Annotated in this window: 19 protein-coding genes and 1 tRNA gene; 8 read left to right on the forward strand and 12 right to left on the reverse strand. The window is 50.3% G+C overall.

Features of this window, described 5'->3' with window-relative positions:
* Nucleotides 1-24: 24 nt before the first annotated feature.
* The 4 genes from J0A65_RS16540 to J0A65_RS16555 are packed head-to-tail and all read right to left on the reverse strand — an operon-like array spanning nucleotide 25 to nucleotide 3,229.
* On the reverse strand, nucleotides 25-1,269 hold the full coding sequence (locus J0A65_RS16540; protein WP_206595429.1) for an ATP-binding protein: 1,245 nt from the start codon (nucleotides 1,267-1,269) through the stop codon (nucleotides 25-27).
* Between the two features lie 38 nt (nucleotides 1,270-1,307).
* A complete protein-coding gene (locus J0A65_RS16545) occupies nucleotides 1,308-2,003 on the reverse strand; it encodes a response regulator (RefSeq protein ID WP_206595430.1) in 696 nt (231 codons plus the stop codon).
* Nucleotides 2,003-2,377, reverse strand: a complete 375-nt coding sequence (locus J0A65_RS16550; RefSeq protein WP_206595431.1) for a DUF3019 domain-containing protein — start codon at nucleotides 2,375-2,377, stop codon at nucleotides 2,003-2,005. The genes J0A65_RS16545 and J0A65_RS16550 overlap by 1 nt, the downstream gene beginning before the upstream one ends.
* A 12-nt stretch (nucleotides 2,378-2,389) precedes the next feature.
* A complete protein-coding gene (locus tag J0A65_RS16555) occupies nucleotides 2,390-3,229 on the reverse strand; it encodes a MipA/OmpV family protein (protein ID WP_206595432.1) in 840 nt (279 codons plus the stop codon).
* Nucleotides 3,230-3,685: 456 nt separating this feature from the next.
* Between J0A65_RS16555 and J0A65_RS16560 the strand changes: the two genes are divergently transcribed.
* Nucleotides 3,686-4,219: a DUF3016 domain-containing protein gene (locus J0A65_RS16560; protein ID WP_206595433.1), complete on the forward strand. Its 534-nt coding sequence runs from the start codon at nucleotides 3,686-3,688 to the stop codon at nucleotides 4,217-4,219.
* Between the two features lie 31 nt (nucleotides 4,220-4,250).
* On the opposite strand, the gene J0A65_RS16565 is transcribed toward J0A65_RS16560, so the two are convergent.
* Together J0A65_RS16565 and J0A65_RS16570 are read right to left on the reverse strand one after the other, a co-directional pair.
* Nucleotides 4,251-4,586: a hypothetical protein gene (locus tag J0A65_RS16565; RefSeq protein WP_206595434.1), complete on the reverse strand. Its 336-nt coding sequence runs from the start codon at nucleotides 4,584-4,586 to the stop codon at nucleotides 4,251-4,253.
* Between the two features lie 111 nt (nucleotides 4,587-4,697).
* On the reverse strand, nucleotides 4,698-5,012 hold the full coding sequence (locus tag J0A65_RS16570) for a hypothetical protein (RefSeq protein ID WP_206595435.1): 315 nt from the start codon (nucleotides 5,010-5,012) through the stop codon (nucleotides 4,698-4,700).
* Between the two features lie 112 nt (nucleotides 5,013-5,124).
* On the opposite strand from J0A65_RS16570, the gene J0A65_RS16575 reads away from it, so the two are divergent.
* Nucleotides 5,125-5,316: a hypothetical protein gene (locus tag J0A65_RS16575; protein ID WP_206595436.1), complete on the forward strand. Its 192-nt coding sequence runs from the start codon at nucleotides 5,125-5,127 to the stop codon at nucleotides 5,314-5,316.
* A 33-nt stretch (nucleotides 5,317-5,349) separates the two neighbouring features.
* Here the strand turns inward: J0A65_RS16575 and epmB are convergent, their stop codons facing one another.
* Entirely contained in the window at nucleotides 5,350-6,375 is a 1,026-nt protein-coding gene (epmB, locus tag J0A65_RS16580; RefSeq protein ID WP_206595437.1) for an EF-P beta-lysylation protein EpmB, read from the reverse strand.
* 31 nt (nucleotides 6,376-6,406) lie between these two features.
* On the opposite strand from epmB, the gene efp reads away from it, so the two are divergent.
* The 3 genes from efp (at nucleotide 6,407) to rep (ending at nucleotide 10,036) form a co-directional block, all read left to right on the forward strand.
* The gene (efp, locus tag J0A65_RS16585) at nucleotides 6,407-6,976 is read left to right on the forward strand and encodes an elongation factor P (protein WP_206595438.1); all 570 of its coding nucleotides are present in this window, start codon (nucleotides 6,407-6,409) and stop codon (nucleotides 6,974-6,976) included.
* A gap of 64 nt (nucleotides 6,977-7,040) precedes the next feature.
* Nucleotides 7,041-8,021, forward strand: a complete 981-nt coding sequence (epmA, locus tag J0A65_RS16590) for an elongation factor P--(R)-beta-lysine ligase (RefSeq protein ID WP_206595439.1) — start codon at nucleotides 7,041-7,043, stop codon at nucleotides 8,019-8,021.
* Nucleotides 8,022-8,023: 2 nt separating this feature from the next.
* Nucleotides 8,024-10,036 carry a DNA helicase Rep gene (gene rep, locus J0A65_RS16595; protein ID WP_206595440.1) on the forward strand — a complete coding sequence of 671 codons (2,013 nt, stop codon included), beginning with the start codon at nucleotides 8,024-8,026 and terminating at the stop codon, nucleotides 10,034-10,036.
* On the opposite strand, the gene J0A65_RS16600 is transcribed toward rep, so the two are convergent.
* Both J0A65_RS16600 and J0A65_RS16605 read right to left on the reverse strand, forming a co-directional pair.
* On the reverse strand, nucleotides 10,026-12,644 hold the full coding sequence (locus J0A65_RS16600) for a sensor domain-containing phosphodiesterase (RefSeq protein ID WP_206595441.1): 2,619 nt from the start codon (nucleotides 12,642-12,644) through the stop codon (nucleotides 10,026-10,028). The genes rep and J0A65_RS16600 overlap by 11 nt on opposite strands.
* Nucleotides 12,645-12,782: 138 nt before the next feature.
* Nucleotides 12,783-13,181 (reverse strand): c-type cytochrome, encoded by a 399-nt coding sequence (locus J0A65_RS16605; RefSeq protein ID WP_332874354.1) that lies wholly within the window; start codon nucleotides 13,179-13,181, stop codon nucleotides 12,783-12,785.
* A 241-nt stretch (nucleotides 13,182-13,422) separates the two neighbouring features.
* On the opposite strand from J0A65_RS16605, the gene J0A65_RS16610 reads away from it, so the two are divergent.
* Nucleotides 13,423-13,497 (forward strand) — tRNA-Arg (locus J0A65_RS16610).
* A 146-nt stretch (nucleotides 13,498-13,643) separates the two neighbouring features.
* Here the strand turns inward: J0A65_RS16610 and J0A65_RS16615 are convergent.
* Complete coding sequence (locus tag J0A65_RS16615; RefSeq protein ID WP_206595442.1) at nucleotides 13,644-14,174, reverse strand: hypothetical protein; 531 nt, start codon at nucleotides 14,172-14,174, stop codon at nucleotides 13,644-13,646.
* Between the two features lie 211 nt (nucleotides 14,175-14,385).
* Here J0A65_RS16615 and J0A65_RS16620 point away from each other — a divergent pair, with 211 nt between their 5' ends.
* The gene (locus J0A65_RS16620; protein ID WP_206595443.1) at nucleotides 14,386-14,661 is read left to right on the forward strand and encodes a helix-turn-helix domain-containing protein; all 276 of its coding nucleotides are present in this window, start codon (nucleotides 14,386-14,388) and stop codon (nucleotides 14,659-14,661) included.
* Nucleotides 14,661-14,792 carry a HipA N-terminal domain-containing protein gene (locus tag J0A65_RS27725; protein WP_269814681.1) on the forward strand — a complete coding sequence of 44 codons (132 nt, stop codon included), beginning with the start codon at nucleotides 14,661-14,663 and terminating at the stop codon, nucleotides 14,790-14,792. Before J0A65_RS16620 ends, J0A65_RS27725 begins: the two co-directional genes overlap by 1 nt.
* 40 nt (nucleotides 14,793-14,832) lie before the next feature.
* Here J0A65_RS27725 and J0A65_RS16625 read toward each other — a convergent pair whose 3' ends face one another.
* Nucleotides 14,833-20,070, reverse strand: coding sequence for a two-partner secretion domain-containing protein (locus J0A65_RS16625; protein WP_206595444.1), 5,238 nt, complete (start codon nucleotides 20,068-20,070; stop codon nucleotides 14,833-14,835).
* 91 nt (nucleotides 20,071-20,161) lie between these two features.
* Nucleotides 20,162-21,835 carry a ShlB/FhaC/HecB family hemolysin secretion/activation protein gene (locus J0A65_RS16630; protein ID WP_206595445.1) on the reverse strand — a complete coding sequence of 558 codons (1,674 nt, stop codon included), beginning with the start codon at nucleotides 21,833-21,835 and terminating at the stop codon, nucleotides 20,162-20,164.
* Nucleotides 21,836-21,845: the final 10 nt, after the last annotated feature.

A 21,845-nucleotide genomic window follows, 5' to 3' on the forward strand; every position in this document is an offset into this window, starting at 1 on the left:
GCAGCAACGCTGAAAAAAGGCCTGTTACAGGCCTTTTTTATTGGGTTTGGGATAACAGAGTATAAAACGCGCGCCGCCTAGAGGAGAGTCCTCAACATAGCAACTCCCTGCATGCCACTGCTGAATACGACGTACAATAGCCAATCCTAATCCAGCACCACCTCGCTTCCGGTCACGGCTACTGTCGGGCCTGAAGAAGGGCTCAAAAATTCGCTGTCGATCCGCTGCACTGACCCCAAAGCCATCATCATCAATGAGAATACATACCTGATGTTCGCCTTCTTCAATGCTGACCTGGATCTTGCTTTTTGCGTAGCGCATGGCGTTTTGCAGGATATTTTGTAGGGCTCTTTGGACAAAGTGACCATCCGCCAAAAGCTCGAATTCTTTTAACTCCAGTGCCAGTTCAATATTCGGTGGGCAATTGATTTGCATGCGCCGGGCTACGCCTTCGATGAGCTCTGCCAAGGGCAGTAACGAATAGTCCATTTCTGGGGCCATGCTCTCCATGCTGGCGTAATCGAGCATTTCCTGCACCAAACGTTCCAGCTCTTCCACATCCCGGCTCATGGCTTGCCAGGGAGCCGTTCCCGGCGGAGGTTCAACCGCCAGGGCAAACTTCAGCCGCGACAAAGGGGTACGAAATTCATGGGCTACCGCGCCGGTCAGCTCGCGCTGGTTCTGTAGAAGCTGCTTAATTTGATCACTAAGTTGGTTAAATGACTGCACAATACTGGATAAGGCTGAGGCCGAGCCTACCGAAAGCTCGGGTAATGACCCATCCTGACGCAATGAGTTGGAGGCATCTTTTAGACGTGATAGGTCCCGCCACAAAGGCCATATCCAAAGGGATAATAAAATCCCAAGCAGGCCAAAGAACAAGCCGCTATATAACCAGACATTCAGTTTGGTGTGGCTATCCGGGTGATAGATCTGCAGCAACTCGCCCCGGTTATTTAACACATAAAGTTGCTGACCTACCCGCTCATCGTACAACACAATGGGCAAGCCTTGCCTGAGTTGCTCGGCCATATCAGTTGGCCAGGCGATACTATCCATATCCAACAGCTCAGCGGTCAAACCAAATGATTGGAGATGGCTTTTAAGTTGTGCAGGTTCATGCTGGTGCTCGGCGATATAAGCAGCCGTTGCCGCTACCCAGGGATCCAACTGATCATCGGTTTCGACAAATGCTTTATCCAGAATCGCGGCTAATCCAACCAGCGAAAGCACAATAAACAGGTAGAGGCTGACAAAGAGTCTGCCCATTTACTCAACCCGGTACCGCGAAGCAGACTTGGCACATATCAATCCCAGGCATCGGCGACGAAAAAGAATCCTTTGCCCCAGATTGTCTTAATTCGCTGCGGATTTTGCTGATTGTCTTGTAGCTTCTTGCGCAGCCTGGATATACGCACGTCTGCTGAACGGTCCAAGCCATCATATTCGCGGCCAATTAAGTCACGATAGATTTTTTCCCTGTCAACCAACTGAGATGCGTTTTCGGCCAACATCCACAGCAGATCAAATTCATGACTGGTCAGCGGTATCTGTTCACCAGCTAACAACACCTGACGGGAAGCGCTGTCGATGCTCAGACTGCCGAACTTCAGTTTGCTGGACTGCTGCTGGCTGACAACTGGTTTCACGCGGCGCAGCAGCGCATGTATTCTGGCTAACAGGACACGAGGTTCAACGGGCTTGATGACATAGTCATCGGCGCCCAACTCCAAGCCCAATACCTGGTCGTAGTTTGTGTCCCTGGCCGTTAAAAACAGGATGGGACCACTAAATGAATTCCGCAAAGAGCGACACAGCATAAAACCATCTTCGCCAGGTAACATGACATCCAGCAAGATGATATCAGGCTGCTGTTTGCGCACTTCCTGCAATAAGCCGGAACCATCTGCAAACTGAACTACGTCCAATTGCTGGTTACGCAAAAAGTCGGCGGTCAGTTGACTGAGCCTTTCATCATCTTCTACCAGAAAAACTTTTGCCATTAGAACAGACTCCAGGGTTTACGCACCCGCTGGCGGAACGCACTTTGTGCCTTCACTTCCAGCGTCTCGGTCAAAATATCTTGGTCATCGTGTCTCATGCTCAGTGTGGCAGTTTCGCTGTAACTGAGAGACAGTTGCACATGCTTGGTTGGAACTTGCCAGCACTGCAATTCTTGGTTGCTGAAAAATAAACAGGCATCAGGAGGCAAGTCCCCAAGAATCTCAATACTTAGTTGCAGTTGACAAGCATCCCCCATTTCCTTAACCACACAGACATTCGGTTTAATTCGCCAACCTAGATCTTCTGCTGCGTAAGTAAACGGAAACGCAAAAAACGCCAACAGCCCAAACGCACCAACCATCGGGAGCTTCAAGCTTGATTCCACTTAAAATTGGTATGCCACACCGACAAAAAGTCCTCGAATGTTGCGCTCTTCCAATAACGGGCTGTCCGTCATTCCCTTGTGCAGTTTGGTCCAACTCATGCTAGCGAGCAACAGCCAGTTTTCTGCAAGAGGCCGTGCTAGCTGTAAAGCAAGGGAAGGATACCAACCTGATCGCCCCTCATAATAGAGGAAGGTATCCACGCCATCACGATCATCCAACCCATAATAGTAATCAACCAACGTAGCGCTTTTCCAGATAAGTCCCGGCGTGATACTCCAGCGCCAACTCCCAAGGTTAGTTGAGTAACTATAATTGAGTTCCACTTGTTGGCCGTTGTGTACGCCGCTCACATCTGTTGCAACACTAGCTTTTAGTTCGCCATTGTCATGGCGCCAATGCATACGAACACCACCATTAACAGACCAATGTCGAGTAGCCACATCATCCTTTGATACACTGCGTTTTACTTCTGCAGAAGGCCCGATAAAACCGGAGTTCATCGACATATTGGAGAACAAGTTGGCAGGATGCCAAAATGCAAAATTTGCGGCTTCTTTATTAATATTTACGAAGCCTTCCAAGGCCCAATCAGCATCATTTTTTAACTGATAGCCTAATTCATCATTATCGAGATAGAAGTGTTCACCATACCAGGCGATATCGGGCAGGATGACAAGGGGAATATTATCACCATCCACCAAGGGATTCGTTCTCACTCCAGCACCAATGGCCACACCAATCTGCCACTGGTTTGTGTCAATACAGTCTTGTTCGCAGGCAATAGCGTTTTGGCTGACCACCAGGCCCGCCAATAAGATACTTATCAAAAAACGCAACATGCTACTACTGCCCCTAAAATACTGACTGGATAGATTAGCAAAGCCTTAATCCGGACTCACTCAGCAATTACAATTTCTCACAAATACTGCCAATTTCGATCTGATTCAGTTCTACGCTGACGTTAGCATGGCCCGTCGGTTTGTGGAAAGGAAGCCCGCGGTTACCGACATAGTGCAAGAGCAGGTTAAGCAATCAAACCTGTGTTGTGGTTGGCCGGGTTTCCCGGCCTTTTTTATACTCAAAACGAGCGTTGTAGCATCGATACTGCGGCCTATTAATTCAGTAATGCTGCAGCTCGCACAGACGCAACTTCACAAGACCTACTGCAGCTATCTCAGCAAAGTTTTAGAAATCCTTTAGCTATAATGCACTTATCTTTTTTTGGTTCAGCCAAAATTCAGTTGAAGCATGTAGACTGATTCATATAACCCTTATGTATATGCAGAGGTAAGAGTATGAAAAATGCTACCCGTTCCTTATTAATGGCAGCCGCGTTGCTTGGTGTAAGTGGCGTATCCTGGGCAAAGGCTGACGTTGAGATTAATTGGCAGGATCCTGAACGCTATACAGATGTCCACCCTGCAAATGAATCGAGAGTTAATTTCAGAGAACGTACCTTTGCTGATATACAAAAGTACATGGAAAAGCTGGCGGAAAAATTGCCAGATGGGCAAAAACTGCAAATGAACGTGACCAACGTCGATTTGGCCGGGCAGGTATGGCCTGGCAGCTTTGTTGGTTTGGATAGCCCCTCAGATGTGCGTCTTATCAAGCGTATCGACATTCCTCGCATGAAATTTGATTACAAACTGCTGGATGCCAATGGCCAGCAACTGAAAGGCGAAGAAGTTGACCTCAAAGACATGAGTTTTCAGGACAGGGTAAACCCTTTATTTAACAGCGAATCGCTGCGCTATGAAAAGAACATGCTACGGGATTGGTTTAACGAAGCCTTTGCAGAATTCTTACCGAAAAAAGACGATAAGTAGTAAAAAGCCAGGGATGACCCTGGCTTTTTACTTAGAGCATTTTCTCAATGGAGCGATATAGCTCAGTCGCTTTATCCGTGCTGAGATTATTGCTTTGCGCAGCTGGACCGACGCTACTGGACACTCGCACATACTCGTTGCTTGCTTGTTGTTCCGGATCTTTTTGCTCGGGCTCGCGAACTTGACGACTGGCTTGCTGGGTCTGCAGGTTTTGTTCGGTCTGCTGCAAAATCTTAGCCTGCGCAGACAATTCCACCTGGGGCTTCGCACCTATTCCGAACGCAACAGATGCTTCGCCAGTCTCGGCTTTTACCGACTGTTGGCGAAATGTCGAATTTAACGATGTGTTGGTTGCCACAACGTCCATCACAACCTCCCCCTCTGGCTACCTCAAGGTTAAGTACCCTCTCAATGCTAAGTATGCACCAAGCCGGTCAAAAAACAACCAGGCAAGGCATCAGGGGACATTGCTTTATTGTTAACCTTTCAGACTTTCCTTCAAGCCAGACAGCGTGTTAAAAAGCTGCTCCATTTTTTTTACCACCACAGCCAGCTCAGATTCAAACGACGAGCTTCCGGTTAAGCCTTCAAGCGTCACAATGTCTTTTGCCAATTCTTCCACATAGGGACCGAATCTTTTGCTTTGCACTTTGAAACCAGCATCATCGGCAAAGATCTGTTGAAACTTACCTTGCCCTTGCTGATGCAACTTTGCCAATGTCTGATCTGCGTCCAAAGCCCGCCGATACAAGATCTGCATGTTGTCTTTCAGTTTGTCTAAGATGGATTGCATGAAAAAATTCGCTGTTTTGGTTAAAGATACCCTAACGCTGGCCGATAAGGTGTCGAAGGTGGGCAATTCTGCCTACTTTTAAATTCACTCTCAAGCTGTAAGAGGATCAGGTATGGAACTACAAGGTGCTTCAACCTCTGGAATGTCCGACGTGTCGGCAGAACTTCGCTCTGCAAAACTTGCTAAAAGTCAGCAAGAACAAGAGGGCAAGGCCGCACTTCAGTTGCTGGATTCAGCATCTGACGTACCCAAAGCTTCTTCGGCAAATCCGTCGTTGGGATCGTCTATCGATACCTACGCCTGATTGGCAGCCCGATTTCAGCCAGGCTCGCCTGCGCTAGGGTTGAAGATGTAAGTCAATGGGCGTCTTGCCGGGTTGGTTACCAATCTCTCGAACGAGTTTGGGCACCAGGTAGCCCGGCAGGCGCTTTATCACACCCGCCATGATGTCTCGCGCCTGAGACTCAGCCAAATCAAAATGTGCTGCTCCCTGCACCTTATCCAACACATGCAGATAGTAGGGCATAATACCCGCCGCAAAAACACTTTCGCTTAGCTCTACTTGAGCCTGCACACTATCGTTCACACCTTTTAGCAACACCGCTTGGTTTAACAACGTCACACCGGCATCGCGCAGTGGCTTTACAGCCCGCTTTAGCTCATCATCCATTTCATTGGCGTGATTAATATGTAACACCATCACTGGCTGCAGACGCGTGCCCGTAAACCAATCCAATAGCTCGCGAGTAATCCGACTCGGAATAACTACTGGCAGTCGGGTATGAATTCGCAATCTGCGCACATGCGGAATCGCGGCGATTTCACTACTTAGCCAAGCCAGAAAGTCGTCCTTAGCCATTAATGGATCGCCACCTGAATAGATCACTTCGTCAATCTGCTGATCGGCGCGAATATACTCCAGCGCTTGCTGCCAACCGGCTTTGGAAGGTGAGTTGTCCGCATAGGGGAAGTGCCGTCTGAAACAATAACGGCAGTTAACGGCACAGCCACCACGAATGATCATCAACACCCGGCTTTGGTATTTGTGCAGTAAACCTGGTACAGCACTTTGCTGCTCGTCGAGAGGATCCTCACTGTAACCGCTAACAGCAGTAAGTTCTTGTTCCAGAGTCAGGACCTGACGTAACAGTGGGTCATTCACATCCCCTTTGCGCATCCGGCGCACAAAAGGTCTGGGCACCATCAAGGGAAATAGTTTTCTGGCAGCAAAACCTGCCTGGAAAGGCTCGGTTGGCAAGTCCAGCACTTCAAGCAATTTGCTGGGATCACGATAGGCTTGAGCCAATTCTTTTTGCCAGGAAGTCTCTACAGCGGTGAGAATTTTAGGTATCATCTGCGCCAAGAAAGTGCTCACAAAACGTAACGAGGAAAAGATGGCATTTTACAGCACAAACGAATTCAAAGCTGGACTAAAAATCATGCTCGACGGTGAGCCTTGTAACGTCCTCGAGAACGAGTATGTAAAACCAGGTAAGGGTCAAGCCTTTAACCGGGTTAAAATCCGTAAGCTGATTTCTGGCAAAGTGCTGGAAAAGACGTTTAAATCCGGCGACACCGTTGAAGGCGCTGACGTTATGGATATCAGCCTGGCTTACCTGTACACAGATGGTGAGTTCTGGCATTTTATGAACAACGACACCTTCGAACAAATCGCCGCAGACAAAGCGGCCGTTGGTGACAACCTGAAGTGGTTGGTGGAAAACGATCCTTGCACTATCACCTTGTGGAATGGTTCACCTATTACTGTTACTCCTCCTAACTTTGTTGAACTGCAAATTACTGAAACCGACCCAGGTCTAAAAGGCGATACAGCCGGTACCGGCGGTAAGCCAGCTACCTGCAGCACAGGGGCAGTAGTACGAGTTCCTTTATTCATACAAACCGGCGAAGTCATCAAAGTCGATACCCGTAGCGGTGAGTACGTTTCCCGGGCTCAGAAGTAAGCAAAAAGTACTATCCGAAAGCCCACATTGCGTGGGCTTTTTTATTCATCACGAGCAGATACCCATGACGTCCCATTCCGTTCACTGGCAACCTACCGCCGACATTGAAGTCTTGCAAAAGCGCGCATCAATGATGCGAGCGATCCGCGATTTTTTCGCCAAGCGAGATGTATGGGAAGTCGAAACGCCCAATTTATCCAGCGCCACAGTAACAGATGAACATCTACAGGGCTTTAGCACCGTGTTTGTTGGCCCAGGCGCAGCCGCGGGGCGCACCTTATACCTGCAAACCTCGCCAGAATATGCCATGAAGCGGCTACTCGCCGCCGGCAGCGGTGCCATTTACCAAATATGCAAAGCTTACCGCAACGAGGAGGCTGGGCGTCGGCATAACCCCGAATTTACTATGCTGGAATGGTACAGACCCGGTTTTGATCATTTTGCCCTGATGCAGGAACTGGATGAACTAATACAAAGTCTTTGTCATACGCAACCGGCCGATAGAATCAGCTATCAGCAGGCCTGCCTTGAACATCTGCAGCTTGACCCTTTGAGCAGCAACTTGGAAGAACTTCGCGAAGCGGCAAATAAGCTTGGACATGGCGACCTGGCGGCCAATGAAAGCGACCGGGATGTATTGCTGCAACTGCTGTTTTGCGATGGCGTTGAGCCCCATATCGGGCAAGTCCGTCCCTGTTTTGTGTATGATTTTCCGGCCAGCCAGGCGTCGCTGGCGAAACTTAATCCCGATGACCGGCGTGTTGCACAGCGCTTCGAGCTGTATTTTCGTAATCTGGAATTGGCCAACGGTTTTCACGAATTGGATAATGCAGAAGAGCAGTTAGCCAGATTTGAACAAGATAATCTAAAACGCCGTCAGCAGGGCAAAGCCGAAAAGCCCATAGATCCCTATTTGTTAGGTGCACTGGAAGCTGGTTTACCGCCCTGTGCCGGCGTGGCTGTGGGGTTGGACCGTGTGTTTATGTTGGCACTGAATAAATCTCAAATCCGTGATGTCCTCAGCTTTGATATAGGAAATGCCTGAGCATGAAACTGAATGAAGCCCAGGATCAGGCAGTCAAGTATATCTCTGGCCCCTGCTTGGTATTAGCCGGTGCAGGCAGCGGCAAAACCCGGGTAATCACGAACAAGATTGCCTATCTGGTGCGTGAGTGTGATGTGCCAGCCAGAGGCATTGCCGCTGTTACTTTTACCAATAAAGCGGCCCGTGAAATGAAGGAACGGGTTGCTCAGACGCTTGGTAAACAGGAAGCCAGAGGGCTAAAAGTTTCTACCTTCCATACTCTGGGCCTGAACATTATCAAATCCGAGGTCAAGGCGCTGGGTCTGAAAGCCGGCTTCTCGCTCTTTGATGACAAGGACAGCTTGGCCTTGCTCAAAGACCTGACCCAGGACGAATGGGATGGTGATAAGGAACAATTAGTCTTATTACAAAGCTGCATCTCCAACTGGAAGAACGACTTGCTGTTACCTGAACAGTTGCAACGTGCCGCCACTTCACCTGGTGAAAAGGAATTTGCCCAGTATTATCTACGCTATCAGCAGCACCTAAAGGCATACAATGCGCTGGATTTTGACGATCTGATTCTGATGCCGACCTTATTGCTTAAGCAGAATGAAAGCGTACGACAGAAGTGGCAGAACAAAATTCGCTATCTGTTGGTGGACGAGTATCAGGACACCAACACCAGTCAGTACGAACTGGTAAAACTGCTGGTGGGCGAGCGTGCCCGTTTTACTGTGGTTGGGGATGATGATCAGTCTATCTACTCATGGCGAGGTGCCAAACCGCAAAACCTGATATTGCTGCAAACGGACTTCCCCAAATTGCGGGTGATCAAACTTGAGCAAAACTATCGCTCATCTGGCCGTATACTGCATAACGCCAACATTCTGATTCAAAACAACCCACACGTATTCGAGAAGAAGCTATTTTCTGAGTTAGGCTATGGCGAACCACTGAAAATATTACAAGCCAAGAACGAAGAGCACGAAGCCGAGCGGGTTGTTGCAGAGTTGATGGCGCATAAGTTTATGAACGGCACAGAGTTTAAAGACTATGCAATATTGTATCGTGGTAATCATCAATCCCGATTATTTGAGAAGACCCTAACCACCAACCGCATCCCTTATAAGATCAGTGGTGGTACCTCCTTCTTTGCCAAGGCGGAAATCAAAGACATCATGGCGTATCTGCGCTTGTTGGTGAATCAGGATGACGACAACGCCTTATTACGTGTAATAAACGTGCCGCCACGAGGCATTGGTCGCGCCACCTTAGAGAAGCTGGGGAATTTTGCCAATGAACTGCACGAATCGTTATTTAGTGCCACATGCCATGCCCAGCTACACAACGTGCTCTCCGGCAAGGCGCTAATTGCCGTACAAAATTTTAGCCGGTGGTTGGTTGAGCTGTCGGATCAAGCATCAAGGAGCGATGCCGGACAAGCAATCCGCGACATGATTAAAAGCATGCACTACGAAGAGTACCTGTACGAGTCCAGCGCCAGTCCCAAAGCAGCAGAATGGGCCATGAGCAATATCAGTACTCTGTTTGGCTGGGTGACCAATATGCTGGAAGGGAATGAACTCGATCCTGCCATGACGCTGCAGGAAGTGGTTAACCGCTTAATTCTCAGAGACATGATGGAGCGGGGCGAGGACAGTGAAAACGCCGATCAGGTGCAATTGATGACCCTGCATGCGTCCAAAGGACTAGAATTTCCCTATGTGTTTATGGTCGGTATGGAAGAGGGGTTGTTGCCCCATCAAAGCAGCATTGATGAAGACAATATCGAGGAAGAGCGCCGTCTGGCCTATGTGGGTATTACCCGCGCCCAGCGGGAATTGTTTTTCACCCTGGCCAAAGAACGTCGACAATATGGTGAAGTAATCAATCCTGAACCCAGCCGCTTTTTGTACGAGTTGCCACAGGACGACCTGATTTGGGAGCACAAAAAAGAGAAAGACAGTGCCGAAGTCAGACAGAAAAAGGGGGAAATTGGCATCGCCAATCTACGCAATATGCTTAAGCGCTGATTTCCCGGGAGGGCAGGCTGGTTAACTGATCCATACGCAGTGAATTGACCACAAAGCTGCCCTGACCATATTGGCAGCCTATTTCTCTTAGTGCGTCATATTGCGCTTGGTTCTCAATTCCTTCTGCAATCAATTTAAAACCCAGATGCTCGGCAATACTGATAACAGATTGAATCATTTTAAGATTCTTTTCCGAGCGAGGCAGTGACTTCACAAATCTGTGGTCTATTTTGACGTAATCAAAAGGATAGGAATACAAGTAGGCAAGTGACGCCAGACCACTGCCGAAGTTATCCAGCACCAGAGTAACGCCGGCTTTTTTAAGCTTTTTCAATGCCGGCAAAATATGCGAGGAACGTTTGTTTAAATCATTCTCGTCGAATTCTAAAACGAGCTGGCTGGGTGAAATACCTGCCGCCTCGACCTGTTCCAGCATTTGATTGACCAGTTTACTTTGCAGTAAATGGTTAATGCTCAAGTTCAGAGCAATATGGGCTGAGTGACCAGCTTCCTTTTGCATTTGTTTCAAACAGCTACAGGCCCGCTCTAACATAAAATTATCCATTTCTATGGTCAGGCCGCTATGTTCTGCCACTTGCCAAAACTGTTCACGCTTAACTTTGCCCAAAGTGGGGTGCTGCCAACGGATATAGCACTCAAGATAGACCCATTCCTGAGTATCCAGGTTCACAGCTGGCTGACAGTAGCATTCGAACAAGTTTTCTTTGAGCATATGGCGGAATTCACTTTCCAGTTCCAACTCTTCCAGCAGGCGTTCGCGCATACTGCTGTCAAAACTCATAAAACGGCCGCGGCCCAACGCCTTTGCCTGATACATGGCTGCATCTGCATCACGAATCACTTCTTCGGCTTTCTTGTACCAGTTCTGGATAAAGGCAATGCCGATACTGGCACCGGAATACATTTCCTTGTCATCTAAAATGAATGGCTTAGCTAACAATTCAATAATGCGCGAAGCGACCTCTTCCGCGTCCTCTTCATGCTCCAGACTGTCGAGCAGGATGACAAATTCATCTCCACCCAAACGCGCCAGCAAATCATGGCCACGGATGCACTGACTGAGGCGTTTGGACACTTCAATCAAGAACATATCCCCGGCATGATGACCGATGGTGTCGTTGATAAGTTTGAATCTGTCCAAATCGATAAACAGCACAGCAAAATTATGCTCTGGATGACGTTTCTTATTAGCTACTGCCAGTTCTAACCTATTTGTAAACATCACACGGTTGGGAAGATCCGTTAAGGCATCATGGTGCGCATCGTGGATCAGCTTCAGCTCTATTTCTTTACGTTCTTCAATCTGCTTCTTCAAATGCTGATTGGTTTTATATAGCTCGTCGGTTCGTTCTTTGACCTTCTCAGCTAATTGCTGATTGATGGCCTGCATAGCATCGGCCACACGTTTACGCTCCATGGCCACCGCAATATGGTGAGAAACAAATCTCAACAGCTCGAGATCCTTGAGTGTGTAACCCTTACTCTTTTCATAGGTCTGTACGGCAATAACACCGGAAATCTCACCATCCACCACCAGTGGTGAGCCTAGCCAGCTAGTTTCTCTTTCCCGCATCCGCTCACTGATATCTTTATCCAACTGCCCTTGCTCAGACAACAGAATGGACCGCTCGGCATTAATCAGCTCAGCCTGACCGCTAGCCAGAACAAATTCAGTGAGGCCTCTCCCTAACGGGCGGGGAGCAATACTCTGATCCAACTCATCACTGAAATAGGGAAAATTCAGAATACTTTTGGCGCGATCCCAAATTGCAATGTAGCAGTTCGGCGCACTCAGCAACCTGGCCAGAATGTCATGCAAGTTCGAATAAAAGTCCTGCATGTCGCCTTCCACATTGGCGGACAGCTCGGAAATCTCAAACAAAGCCTGTTGCAGGGATTCAATCTTCTGCCGTTCCTGAATTTCATCCTGCAATTCTTCGTTCATGTGGCGCAACTGGCGGGTTCGCTCACGAATGGTTCTTTCCGTCAGTTCGCGATTTTTAACCCGATCCAGAGCATTAACTATATGCTGCGAAACAAAAGCCAGTAATTCTCTGTCTCGCTCCTCGTAACGAATAGAATCATCATAGCTTTGCACCACCATGGCGCCAATGGTTTGCGCCCCACGGCGTAGTGGTACCCCAATCCAATCTACCGGCATAGTGCCAATACCCTTAGCACCAGTTGCCTTAATTTGCTCCTGCAGGTTTTCCTTGGTGAGATATAAAGGGTTGCCAGTGGTTAGTATGTATCCGGTAAAGCCATGCTTAATTTTCGCAAAAGGCACTTCCCGTTCGAGGGATTCATCAAACTCATCGACAACGTAAACAAATTCAACAAGATCCGATGATGAATGATGTAAGGCAACAAAGAAGTTCGCAGCATCCATCATACCGCTGATAATGTTATGAATGGCCGGATAAAGACGAGAAAGTTCGCTGACTGAGTTGGCAAGCTCAGAAATATCAAACAGGGCCTTTTGCAAAGCTTCTGCCTGTTTATATTTTTCAGTCAATTGCTGAAGTTCTGGCACCAGAGCGCGTAGCTCTTCAATGCTCATCAATTCAGCGAGTTTTTCAGGTGCCATGTTGCCTTTGTTATGCGAATTGCTTGTAGATTTTATAGTTAATTAGCCGCTAACCGGCCAAAAATAGCGCAATTCAAACAAAAAGACCACCAAAAAGGTGGTCTTAACTTCCGGCACAGAAGCCGTCGATACGCCGTTTTACAGGCCTTCGATCATATGTTCAATAGCTGCCTTGATCTCGTCGTCGGAACAATTTCCACAGGTGCCACGAGGAGGCATGGCGTTGAAACCATTAATAGCATGATTCAGCATGGTGTCCATACCCTGAGCGATTCTGTCACCCCAGGCAGCGGCATCACCAGACTTAGGTGCCCCCATTACGCCCGTACCATGGCACGCAAAGCAGGATGTTTTAAATACGTCCGCACCAGAACGAGGACCGGAAGCCGCTGCCGTTTGTGCTTGCGCACCGGCTACATGAATTTGTCCAAGAGGCTTGATGCGATCCTTGATAGCATCACGAGACATGTCATCAGCCTGGCCGGCAAATACGCCCAGCAGACCCACACTCAATACCAGCAAAGCTTTATATTTCACAACCTACTCCCGCACCAATCTGATCTTTAGAATTCGTTTGTCACGACTTTGGGCACAGATTATAACGGTTAATCGGTGCCCGACAACCATTTATCCACTATTAGTGGGGTCTTTGCGGTCATTTATTTGGCAACCTGCTCGGCAAAAGCCCCCATCCTTTGGGAGTCAGGCAAACAGCTCAGCAGGATTGATTTCAAGCCACTATTAGGGCATAGTACGCGGCCTCCAGACATCCCGTCTTGCTCTCGTGGTGAAATGGATATCACGTGGCCCTCCGGAGGCCAAGTTATAGGTTCGATCCCTATCGAGAGCGCCATACCTTTCAAGGCTTTTTACGATAGTTTTCACTATCAAAATATTTTCCGTGACCACAACTGGTAAGGCCATCAGTTCCCAAACTTAAGTCTAAGCTCGAATTCTTCACTGGTGGTAAAGCATTCCCTGCTAGTAAAAATGTCTAAGCTATTGCTTGCTAGACATTCTCCAAATCTTACCTTCGCTCTCAATCCAGCCCTCTTTTTTCAGGGCTTGTAACAGATTTTTGATCTTGTGGTGTTTCTGGGGGACATCCAATACATCAGGCAATTTGTCTAAAAGTAGCCCGTCAATGTCTACAGGTCTTGCTGTACCGAATTTGTCCAAATATTCGGCAATAAGTTGTTTGTAGTGATGGTCATCAAAGGCTCTGTTACGAATATATTGGGCCCTGTCTCCACTATGATCCGCCAGTTGCGCTGGAATATGATAGTTAGGCTTACGGCCTTCGATCAGTCTAAGAGCCTTGAGGTGTTTGGCCTGACCATCCGTGAGTGGTTTACGTTTTCGTACCCGATCCAGCAACAGAATGTGTTCCAATGTCAGGTCTGGGTATTCGGCCAGCTTTCTGGCGTAGGCTATATCTGCGACTCGACCAATGATGGTGACTTGAACGCGATTATCCTTTAGCTCGTATTCCGGCAGAGGGAAGTAACGTTTCTTCTGAATGAGGAACATCTTGCGAATGTGCTGCCAATGGTATCAATCATGTTCAAATTGACCATAGCATCGGTTAAAAAGCGATTGCGGTAATGGAAGTGCAAAGGCGGCGGAGTTGAACGACTTCCCTCTAGTCGCTCCACCTTGAACTTATTTAATACTCAAACCAATTATCCGCATATGCGTATAAATTGTATTTTATACCCACTTGCGTATAAGGCAGCGAACAATGAAAGTGACGGATCCGAAAACACTCTCGGTATATCTGCGGGACGAGCGCAAACGCCGTGGTATCAGTCAGTCTCAGGTTGCAGATCTAGTTGGGTTAAGGCAAGGAACGGTTTCCCGTTTTGAATCTTCTCCGGAAAAAATGCAACTCGATACACTGTTCCGTTTATTGTCGGCTCTGGAATTGGAACTCTCCGTTACCCCTAAAGGTTCAATCAAACCTGAAGAGAATGATGATATCTCCGGCGCGGGTAAAACCTGGAATGAGGAATGTTAATGAGTACGCTGGATATGTATATGAATGGCTATAGTGTCGGCTATTTCAGACGCAATAATTCCGGCTCCAATTCGTTCCGCTATAAAGAGTCATGGCTTGAGCAGCAAGGGGCAAGGCTTACAGAACAATAAGCAAGCCATACCCCTTATTTTCCCATCATTGACGTGATAATTATTGAGGTGAAGCTGCCTTTGCCTCCAAAGGTTGCTCATATCCGGTAGCCGCTTCTGCGGCCAAGCGCAACGGCTGTGATGTCACTTGCAGGGCAAGTTCCTCAGCCGGAGGTAAGCTTAACTGCCTGGGTTTTGGCATCTGGCTCACCAAGGCCCCAAGATAGTTTGCGGTGACAGCAATGCCGTCAATACTGGCTGTTATCTGGTCTGGCAATACCAACCTGTAATTGGCCGCGTCTGCCCCTACCAGTTGACCATTCACCAACACCACTTTATCTTTACCTACCTTGGTATCTGTGAAATTACCAGTCACCCTAAGTGTCACATCATCCCCCGCCAGCACGCCGTCCAGCCCTCCTGCGGTGTTGGCCAATAGCGTACCGTCATACAGCTTGTCATCGGCGGTCACCCAGCCCTGAATCTCCCGCTGCTCAATAGTCCCCGCAGCGTCGGCCAGAGTGAGTCGGTAGTTGGCGCCGCCGTTGCCATCCTCAATATGATAGCCATCCTGTACCGCCAGCCTTTGTTCACCCGCCGAATCACCGGCAAATAACTGCGACAGCCCGCTAATGTTGTCTCCTTGCATTAAGCCGGAAACCTGCACCACGCCTTGTGAATCGGTGTTGCCGTCGTAGATTTTGGTATCCGACGTCGCGGACAGGAGCAGACTGGCTTGCTCTATGGTTAGCAGACCGTCAATAAAGGTCAGGTCGTAGTTATCCGCACCGCCACTTAAACTGTGGGTATAGCTCCCTGCATTGCGACCACTGCCGCCGCTACTGCTGATATCCAGCACCGAGGCATCTTCACCGGCTACCAAACCACTCACTGTAAAACCGTCAATACTTTGCATCTGGCCGTTATAGGTAACGCTGCCGCTATTGGCCGTCACCGTGGCCAAGGCTTTATTGATGGTTAAGCTGCCGTCGATAAAGGTCAGGTCGTAGTTCGCACTGTTGCCGCCACTTAGGCTATGGGTATAAGTGCCGGCATTTAGCCCGCTGCCGCCGCTGCTACTGATGGTGCCTAGCACCGAGGCATCCTCACCGCCCACCAGGCCGCTCACGCTAAAGCCATCAATACTTTGCATCTGGCCGTTATAGGTAACGCTGCCGCTATTGGCGGTGACCGTAGCCTGGGCTTTATTGATGGTTAAGCTGCCGTCAATAAAGGTCAGGTCGTAGTTGGTACTGCTTCCGCCGCTTAGGCTATGAGTATAAGTGCCGGCATTCAGCCCGCTGCCGCCGCTGCTGCTGATAGTGCCGAGCACCGAGGCATCCTCACCGCCCACCAGGCTGCTCACGCTAAAGCCATCAATACTTTGCATCTGACCGTTATAGGTAACACTGCCGCTATTAGCGGTCACCGTGGCCAGAGCTTTATTGATGGTCAGTGTACCGTTATGAGTCATCAGATCATAACCTTGCTGAGTCGAGTACATACCCTGCAAGCCTAATTGATAGGTGCCTGCATTAGTACCACCACCAGCCACTTCACCCAACACCAGGTTGGCATCGTAGGGGCCGCTGGCAGTCCAGCCCCCAGCGCCGGTCTGATACTGGCCGTTATAAGTCACTGTGGTATTGCCCGCCGTCAGGGTTAGCGGGGTTAAAAAATTACGTAATAGCGGCGTGCTATGGCCTGCATAAATACGCCAGATACTGCCGCTGCCGCCCTCAGCATCGATATTGGCACCCCAATCAGCAAAGGTGCTGAGCTGGGTAAGTTCTGCCCAGGTTTTAGGCGTACCATCAATTCCTGTCGACGTAAGCGGGTTACCGGCGCTATCTGTAGAGGCATAGAAGCTATTAGATACGAAGCCAAAGTCATAGAACCCTATCAGATTAGTCTGATTGCCATTTACAATGACCGTTGTATAGCTATGGCTGATACTTCCACCATTTAATTGGCCAACAAGCCCTCCGGACATCCCCCCCGAGACAGTGCCCGATGCATAGCTATGGTGAATATCCCCTTCAATTATCCCAACCAGCCCTCCACCTATAGAAGAGGTGACATCAATATTGGCATAGCTTTGCACCAACTCGCCACCAAGCAAGCCGACAATGCCACCGCCCATGTTACCGGCCGTAACTTTGCCCGTTACATAGACAGTACGGATATTTCCATAGGTTCGCCCCGCAATCCCGCCAACAAGTGAGGCTCCCGCAATATCCACATTAGTCAGGCCAATATTACGGATGGTGCTGCCATTGCTGTTATAGCTGAACAGGCCAACGTTATTAGTGCTGCCACGGTTGATGGTCAGGCCATCAATCGCATAACCCATGCCATCCAGGCTACCGGTAAAGCGGTTGGCAGAGCTACCAATAGGCATAAAACCCGCGCCGCTATGCCAGCCGGCGGTGGCACTGGCATCTATGGCATTACCCAGCAGATAATAGCCTGACAGGTTTTGCTGTATGGCCTGCAACTGGTCAACATCTTGAATCACCTGATACAGCACCGGGCGGTTAGTGGCGCTAATAGTGCCGCTGGGCAGATGATTTTGGTTAAATACCCTGTTACCGGCCAGGCCAAGCAGGTAGGGGGTGCTCTGATTATCGGCGTTACCCCAGATACCGCTAAAATCAAAACCCGCGAGGTTACTGGCATTAAACATCTGTTCGGTGGTCAGCCCGGTGGTGCCCGCAGTGCTGCCATTCCCCACACCAACAGACTGACCGCTGGTTTCGCTATTCCAGTAGCTGTCGGTAATAACAGAAGCATGCTGCCCAACCAAACCACCTAAATCTGTGCCAAAACTACTAACCTGTCCACTGGCATAGCTTTGCGTGATACTGGCCAAACTGGATCCCACTAACCCCCCGACATCATTGCCGCCATGCACGTTGCCCGTGGCATAGCTTTGTGAAATGTTGCCTGCGCTGCTGCCAGCCAGCCCCCCGGCGCGGTTACCACCGCTCACATTACCCGAAGCAAAACTCTGGCTGATATTGACATTACTATAACCAACCAAACCGCCGCCATCATCCAACCCTGGATTATTCACGTTACCGGTCGCGTAGCTTTGGCTAATCAACCCACTATGCGCCGCTCCCACCAAGCCACCTGTACGTGAACCCCCCTCAACATGTCCCGTGGCATAGCTTAAGGTAATGGTGCCGCGACTTTCCCCCACCAGGCCGCCAGTATCGCTCGCCCCTCTAACATTACCCGAGGCGTTGCTATTGCTGATATCTCCCGTTATGCTACCTGCCAGTCCCCCCACGTTGTTCGCTCCGCTAGTCATAACATCACCTGTGGCATAACTGCTGACAATATTTCCCGTTATGCCGCCTACCAGCCCGCCTACATCAGAATAGCCGCCACTAACGCTAGCAGTGGAGAAGCTGTGGTTAATCTGGCCCGTCATAGTGCCAACCAGACCACCGGTCACATTATATGAGTCCAGGGTACCGGCCATCGAACTATGGCTAATCTGGCCGGCAAAGATGCCTGCCAGCCCGCCACCATAACCGCTGGTAACAACCACATCCCCCTGCACTGAGCTATTGGTAATCCTGGCATTATTGACAGCTTGCCCGACCAAAGAGCCAACATTCACCTTCCCTTTAACAAAGCTATTGGTCATATGCAGATTGCTGATTGCACTACCAGATATCGCCCCAAATAAGCCAACGTAGTTAGTGCTGCCACGGTTGATGGTCAGGCCGTCAATCGCATAACCCATGCCATCCAGGCTACCGGTAAACTTGGTCGTCCAACTACCAATGGGCATAAAACCCGCGCCGCCAGCCCAGTTCACCGTACTGCTGGCATCAATAGCGTTAGCCAGGGCAAAGTGCTGACCAAGCAGTGATTGAGAGGCCATCCCCTGCACACCAAAAATATCCGTCAGTAAATACGGCGTTGCCTGACTACCGTCACCACCTAAGGCACGTAAAAAGCTGGCACTACTGGTATTTAGGTAAAAAACATCCGCTTCAAAGCCCGGCAAACTGGCCGCCACTTGGCTAAAGGCACCGTTTAACAAGGCGAAGTTGCCCACATTAATGGCACCAGCAGCGCTGATTTGATTCTGCGCATCCAGGCGCAGCCCGCCATTGCTGGCACTGATGGCCTGATTGATATGGATATTGTTATGCGCCCGCAGCTCTAAGTTCGTCGCTGCCGTCCAATTGAGCGCCGCATTGACATAAATATCCCCGGCCTCAGCACCCGTTGCTACGGTTTGCAGCGTCACATTGGTGCTGCCCAGGTTGCTCATCAGGGTATCGGCACCGATGCCGCTGGCGGTCTGGGTGGCGCCGCCCGGGGTAATATAAAAATCGGTAGGGTCAATCAGCCATTCACCGGTGCTGCCATTAGGCGCCAGGGTAGTCACCTGTGTGCCCTCGGCAATTTGCACATAGGCACCAGAGGTGTCAATAAAGCCACCATCTCCTTGCACCGGCGCAGAGGCATCAAGGGTACCGGCCACCTTGACCGTACCGCCGTTAAACCCGCCTTTCAGCACTATCTTGCCACTGTGGCTTTCCAGGCTGTGGGCTTCTATCACGCCGGTGTTACTCACCACGGTTTGCAGCAGCGCCTGGCTGGCATGGGCGGTCATCAGTACCTGCCCGCCGTGGGCACGGATTAACTGGTGGTTTTCAACCAGGGCATCCACTGTGCCTTCATCGACACTGACGCTCAGCAAGCCATCACCAGCAAAGTCCAGGGTAATCTGCTCACCGGCCGCCAATGCCACATTGCCCTGATTGGCCTGAATCAGCCCTTCATTGCTGACATAGCCGCCTAATAGCGCTACCGTGCCGTTATCGGCCTGAAGACTGCCGCGATTGATTAGCGCCGCCGGGCGCTCTCCCTCAGCCCCAAAGCGATATTGGCCGCCAAGAAAATCAGCATCGCTAAGGCTTAAGGTGGAGGCCACCAAAGCGCCCACATTAACCGACGCGCCCTCACCAAACAGTATGCCGTTGGGATTGACCAAAAAGACCTGGCCGTTGGCCGTGAGCTGGCCGTAAATATGCGATGGGTCATGGCCAATCACCCGGTTCAGGGCCACCGCCTGGCTGCCCGGCTGAATAAAATTCACGCTGTGGTCGCGGCCAATGGAAAACTGCTGCCAATTAGCAATCAACTTGTCGCTTTGCTGATGAATGGTCAGGGTATCGCCCTGATAGTGCAGGGCACCATCACCGGCCACCACTTGCCCGCCGCTAGGTAAATCGGTGGCCTGCACGCAGGTTACTGTTAGGGCGGCTGCCACTGCCATCGCCGAACGGGAAAGAAGGAATCTTGGATGGTTGTTCATCGGGTACCTCTGTTATCTATGCAAGCTAAACGCACGGTCAGGCAATTTAAAAACGCCGCTGAACCAAGCCCCATACATACATATCCTGGGGATCATCATCACTAACCGGCACTTCATCGCCCAGTGCCCTGGCCAGGTTTATGGATACCTGCCAGTCTGCGTCGGGTTGCCAATAAGCCCCCACACCGGCGGCTTTGAGACTGCGCTGATTGCCCAGCCCCGGTACAGGATCTTTGTTGTAGCGAATGCCACCGGCATCCACAAAGGCCGCCAGTTGCCAATAAGGATTAAGGCGGTAACGCAGCTCTGCGCTGGCCAGCCAGCCCTCATCACCGGCAGCTTCGCCCTGGGGAAAGGCACGCACGCCGTAAGCACCGCCCAGACTGAGCTTTTCACTGGCATCGAGATTCTTGTCGGCAAGCTGGCCGCGTAGATTCAGTTGCAGACTTAAACGCCGGCTAAGGGCTTGTTGGCGCAGCAGCACCAACGCAACCTTGTTGTAGCTACCGGCGGTGTTTAGCAGATCGGCGGCCTGGGCGTAGGGGCTTAATAACGTCAGCTGACCATGACTGAGACTCAGCCGGTAACTGTTGGCACTGTCTCCCCACCAGCTGTCACGCCAATAGCCACTCAGTAAGTCGAAGACCAGGCTATTGAGACGCTTCTCGCTGACCAGGCCCAATTGTTCATCGGTCAGCTGCCGATAGCGCCATTCCAACCTGCTGCTTAGTCCCCAACTGCGCTGCTGCCACCAGCTATGACTGACAAAAGCGCTGGCACTGGTGGCCCGGCCTTGGCTGTCCAAGGCCTTAAATTCTTTACCTAAGCGGTACTTGAGCCAGGAGAATTCAGCGCCAATACGGGTGTTCCAGGGCCCTACCGGTAGTTCATAGCCACTGCTGACAAACAACTGCCCTTCGTCGCTGACCAGCGCCTGAAATTGTATGGCGTCGGCACCGCCGAACGGGTTAGCCATCAACAGGCCGAGATTGAGTCGGTGTGCGCCGTTATAGGTATTGCCATAGTTGTCGAGGGATATATTGCCTTGCAGCCAGGGGGCATCTTGCACAAACAAATCCAGATAGCTGGTACCCAGCTCATCACCAGCCGACAACCTTGAACCCACCTGGGTACCGGGCAGGGCATCAATATTCATCAGGGCGTTTTCTAATGGCCCAACGCGGATGCCGTCGCCGTCTTCCAGACCGCGCATGGCACGGCGGATAACCTGTTCATCCGCGCCACTGTCATTATGTAAGCGCACTTTGTCAAAACGCCCTTCCAATACCTGGATCAGCAGTGTCTCGTCGCTAATCTCTTGCGCTGGCAACAAGGCCCTGGCCAACAGCCAGCCTTGTTCGCGGTAAAACACACTGATGCGTTCAGCCGCCCCATGCAACTGCGCCAGGGTAAGAGGCTGGCCGAGTAGATCGTGCAGCTGTGCAGATAGCTGTTCCTGACTGAATGCCGAATTGCCGGTAAATTTAAAGGCCTTGAGGGTCACGCTAAGCTGGCCATCTTCCTGTGGCTGCGTGTTAGCGACCTTAATAGCAGACAGAGCCTGAGGTGGCTCAGGAGGGGTTTGTAAACGAGGGGATTGTAAGTCACGCAGGGCACTGCCCGCGCTATTGACCTGGTTGGCTAGTGCCTGGCTGTTGAGCGCTAAGCACATTATCAACATCATTGCCCGACGAATTAACACTACAAACCGTTTGGACATTTTTCTCACC

Source organism: Bowmanella yangjiangensis (assembly GCF_017255015.1).
Taxonomy (GTDB): domain Bacteria; phylum Pseudomonadota; class Gammaproteobacteria; order Enterobacterales; family Alteromonadaceae; genus Bowmanella; species Bowmanella yangjiangensis.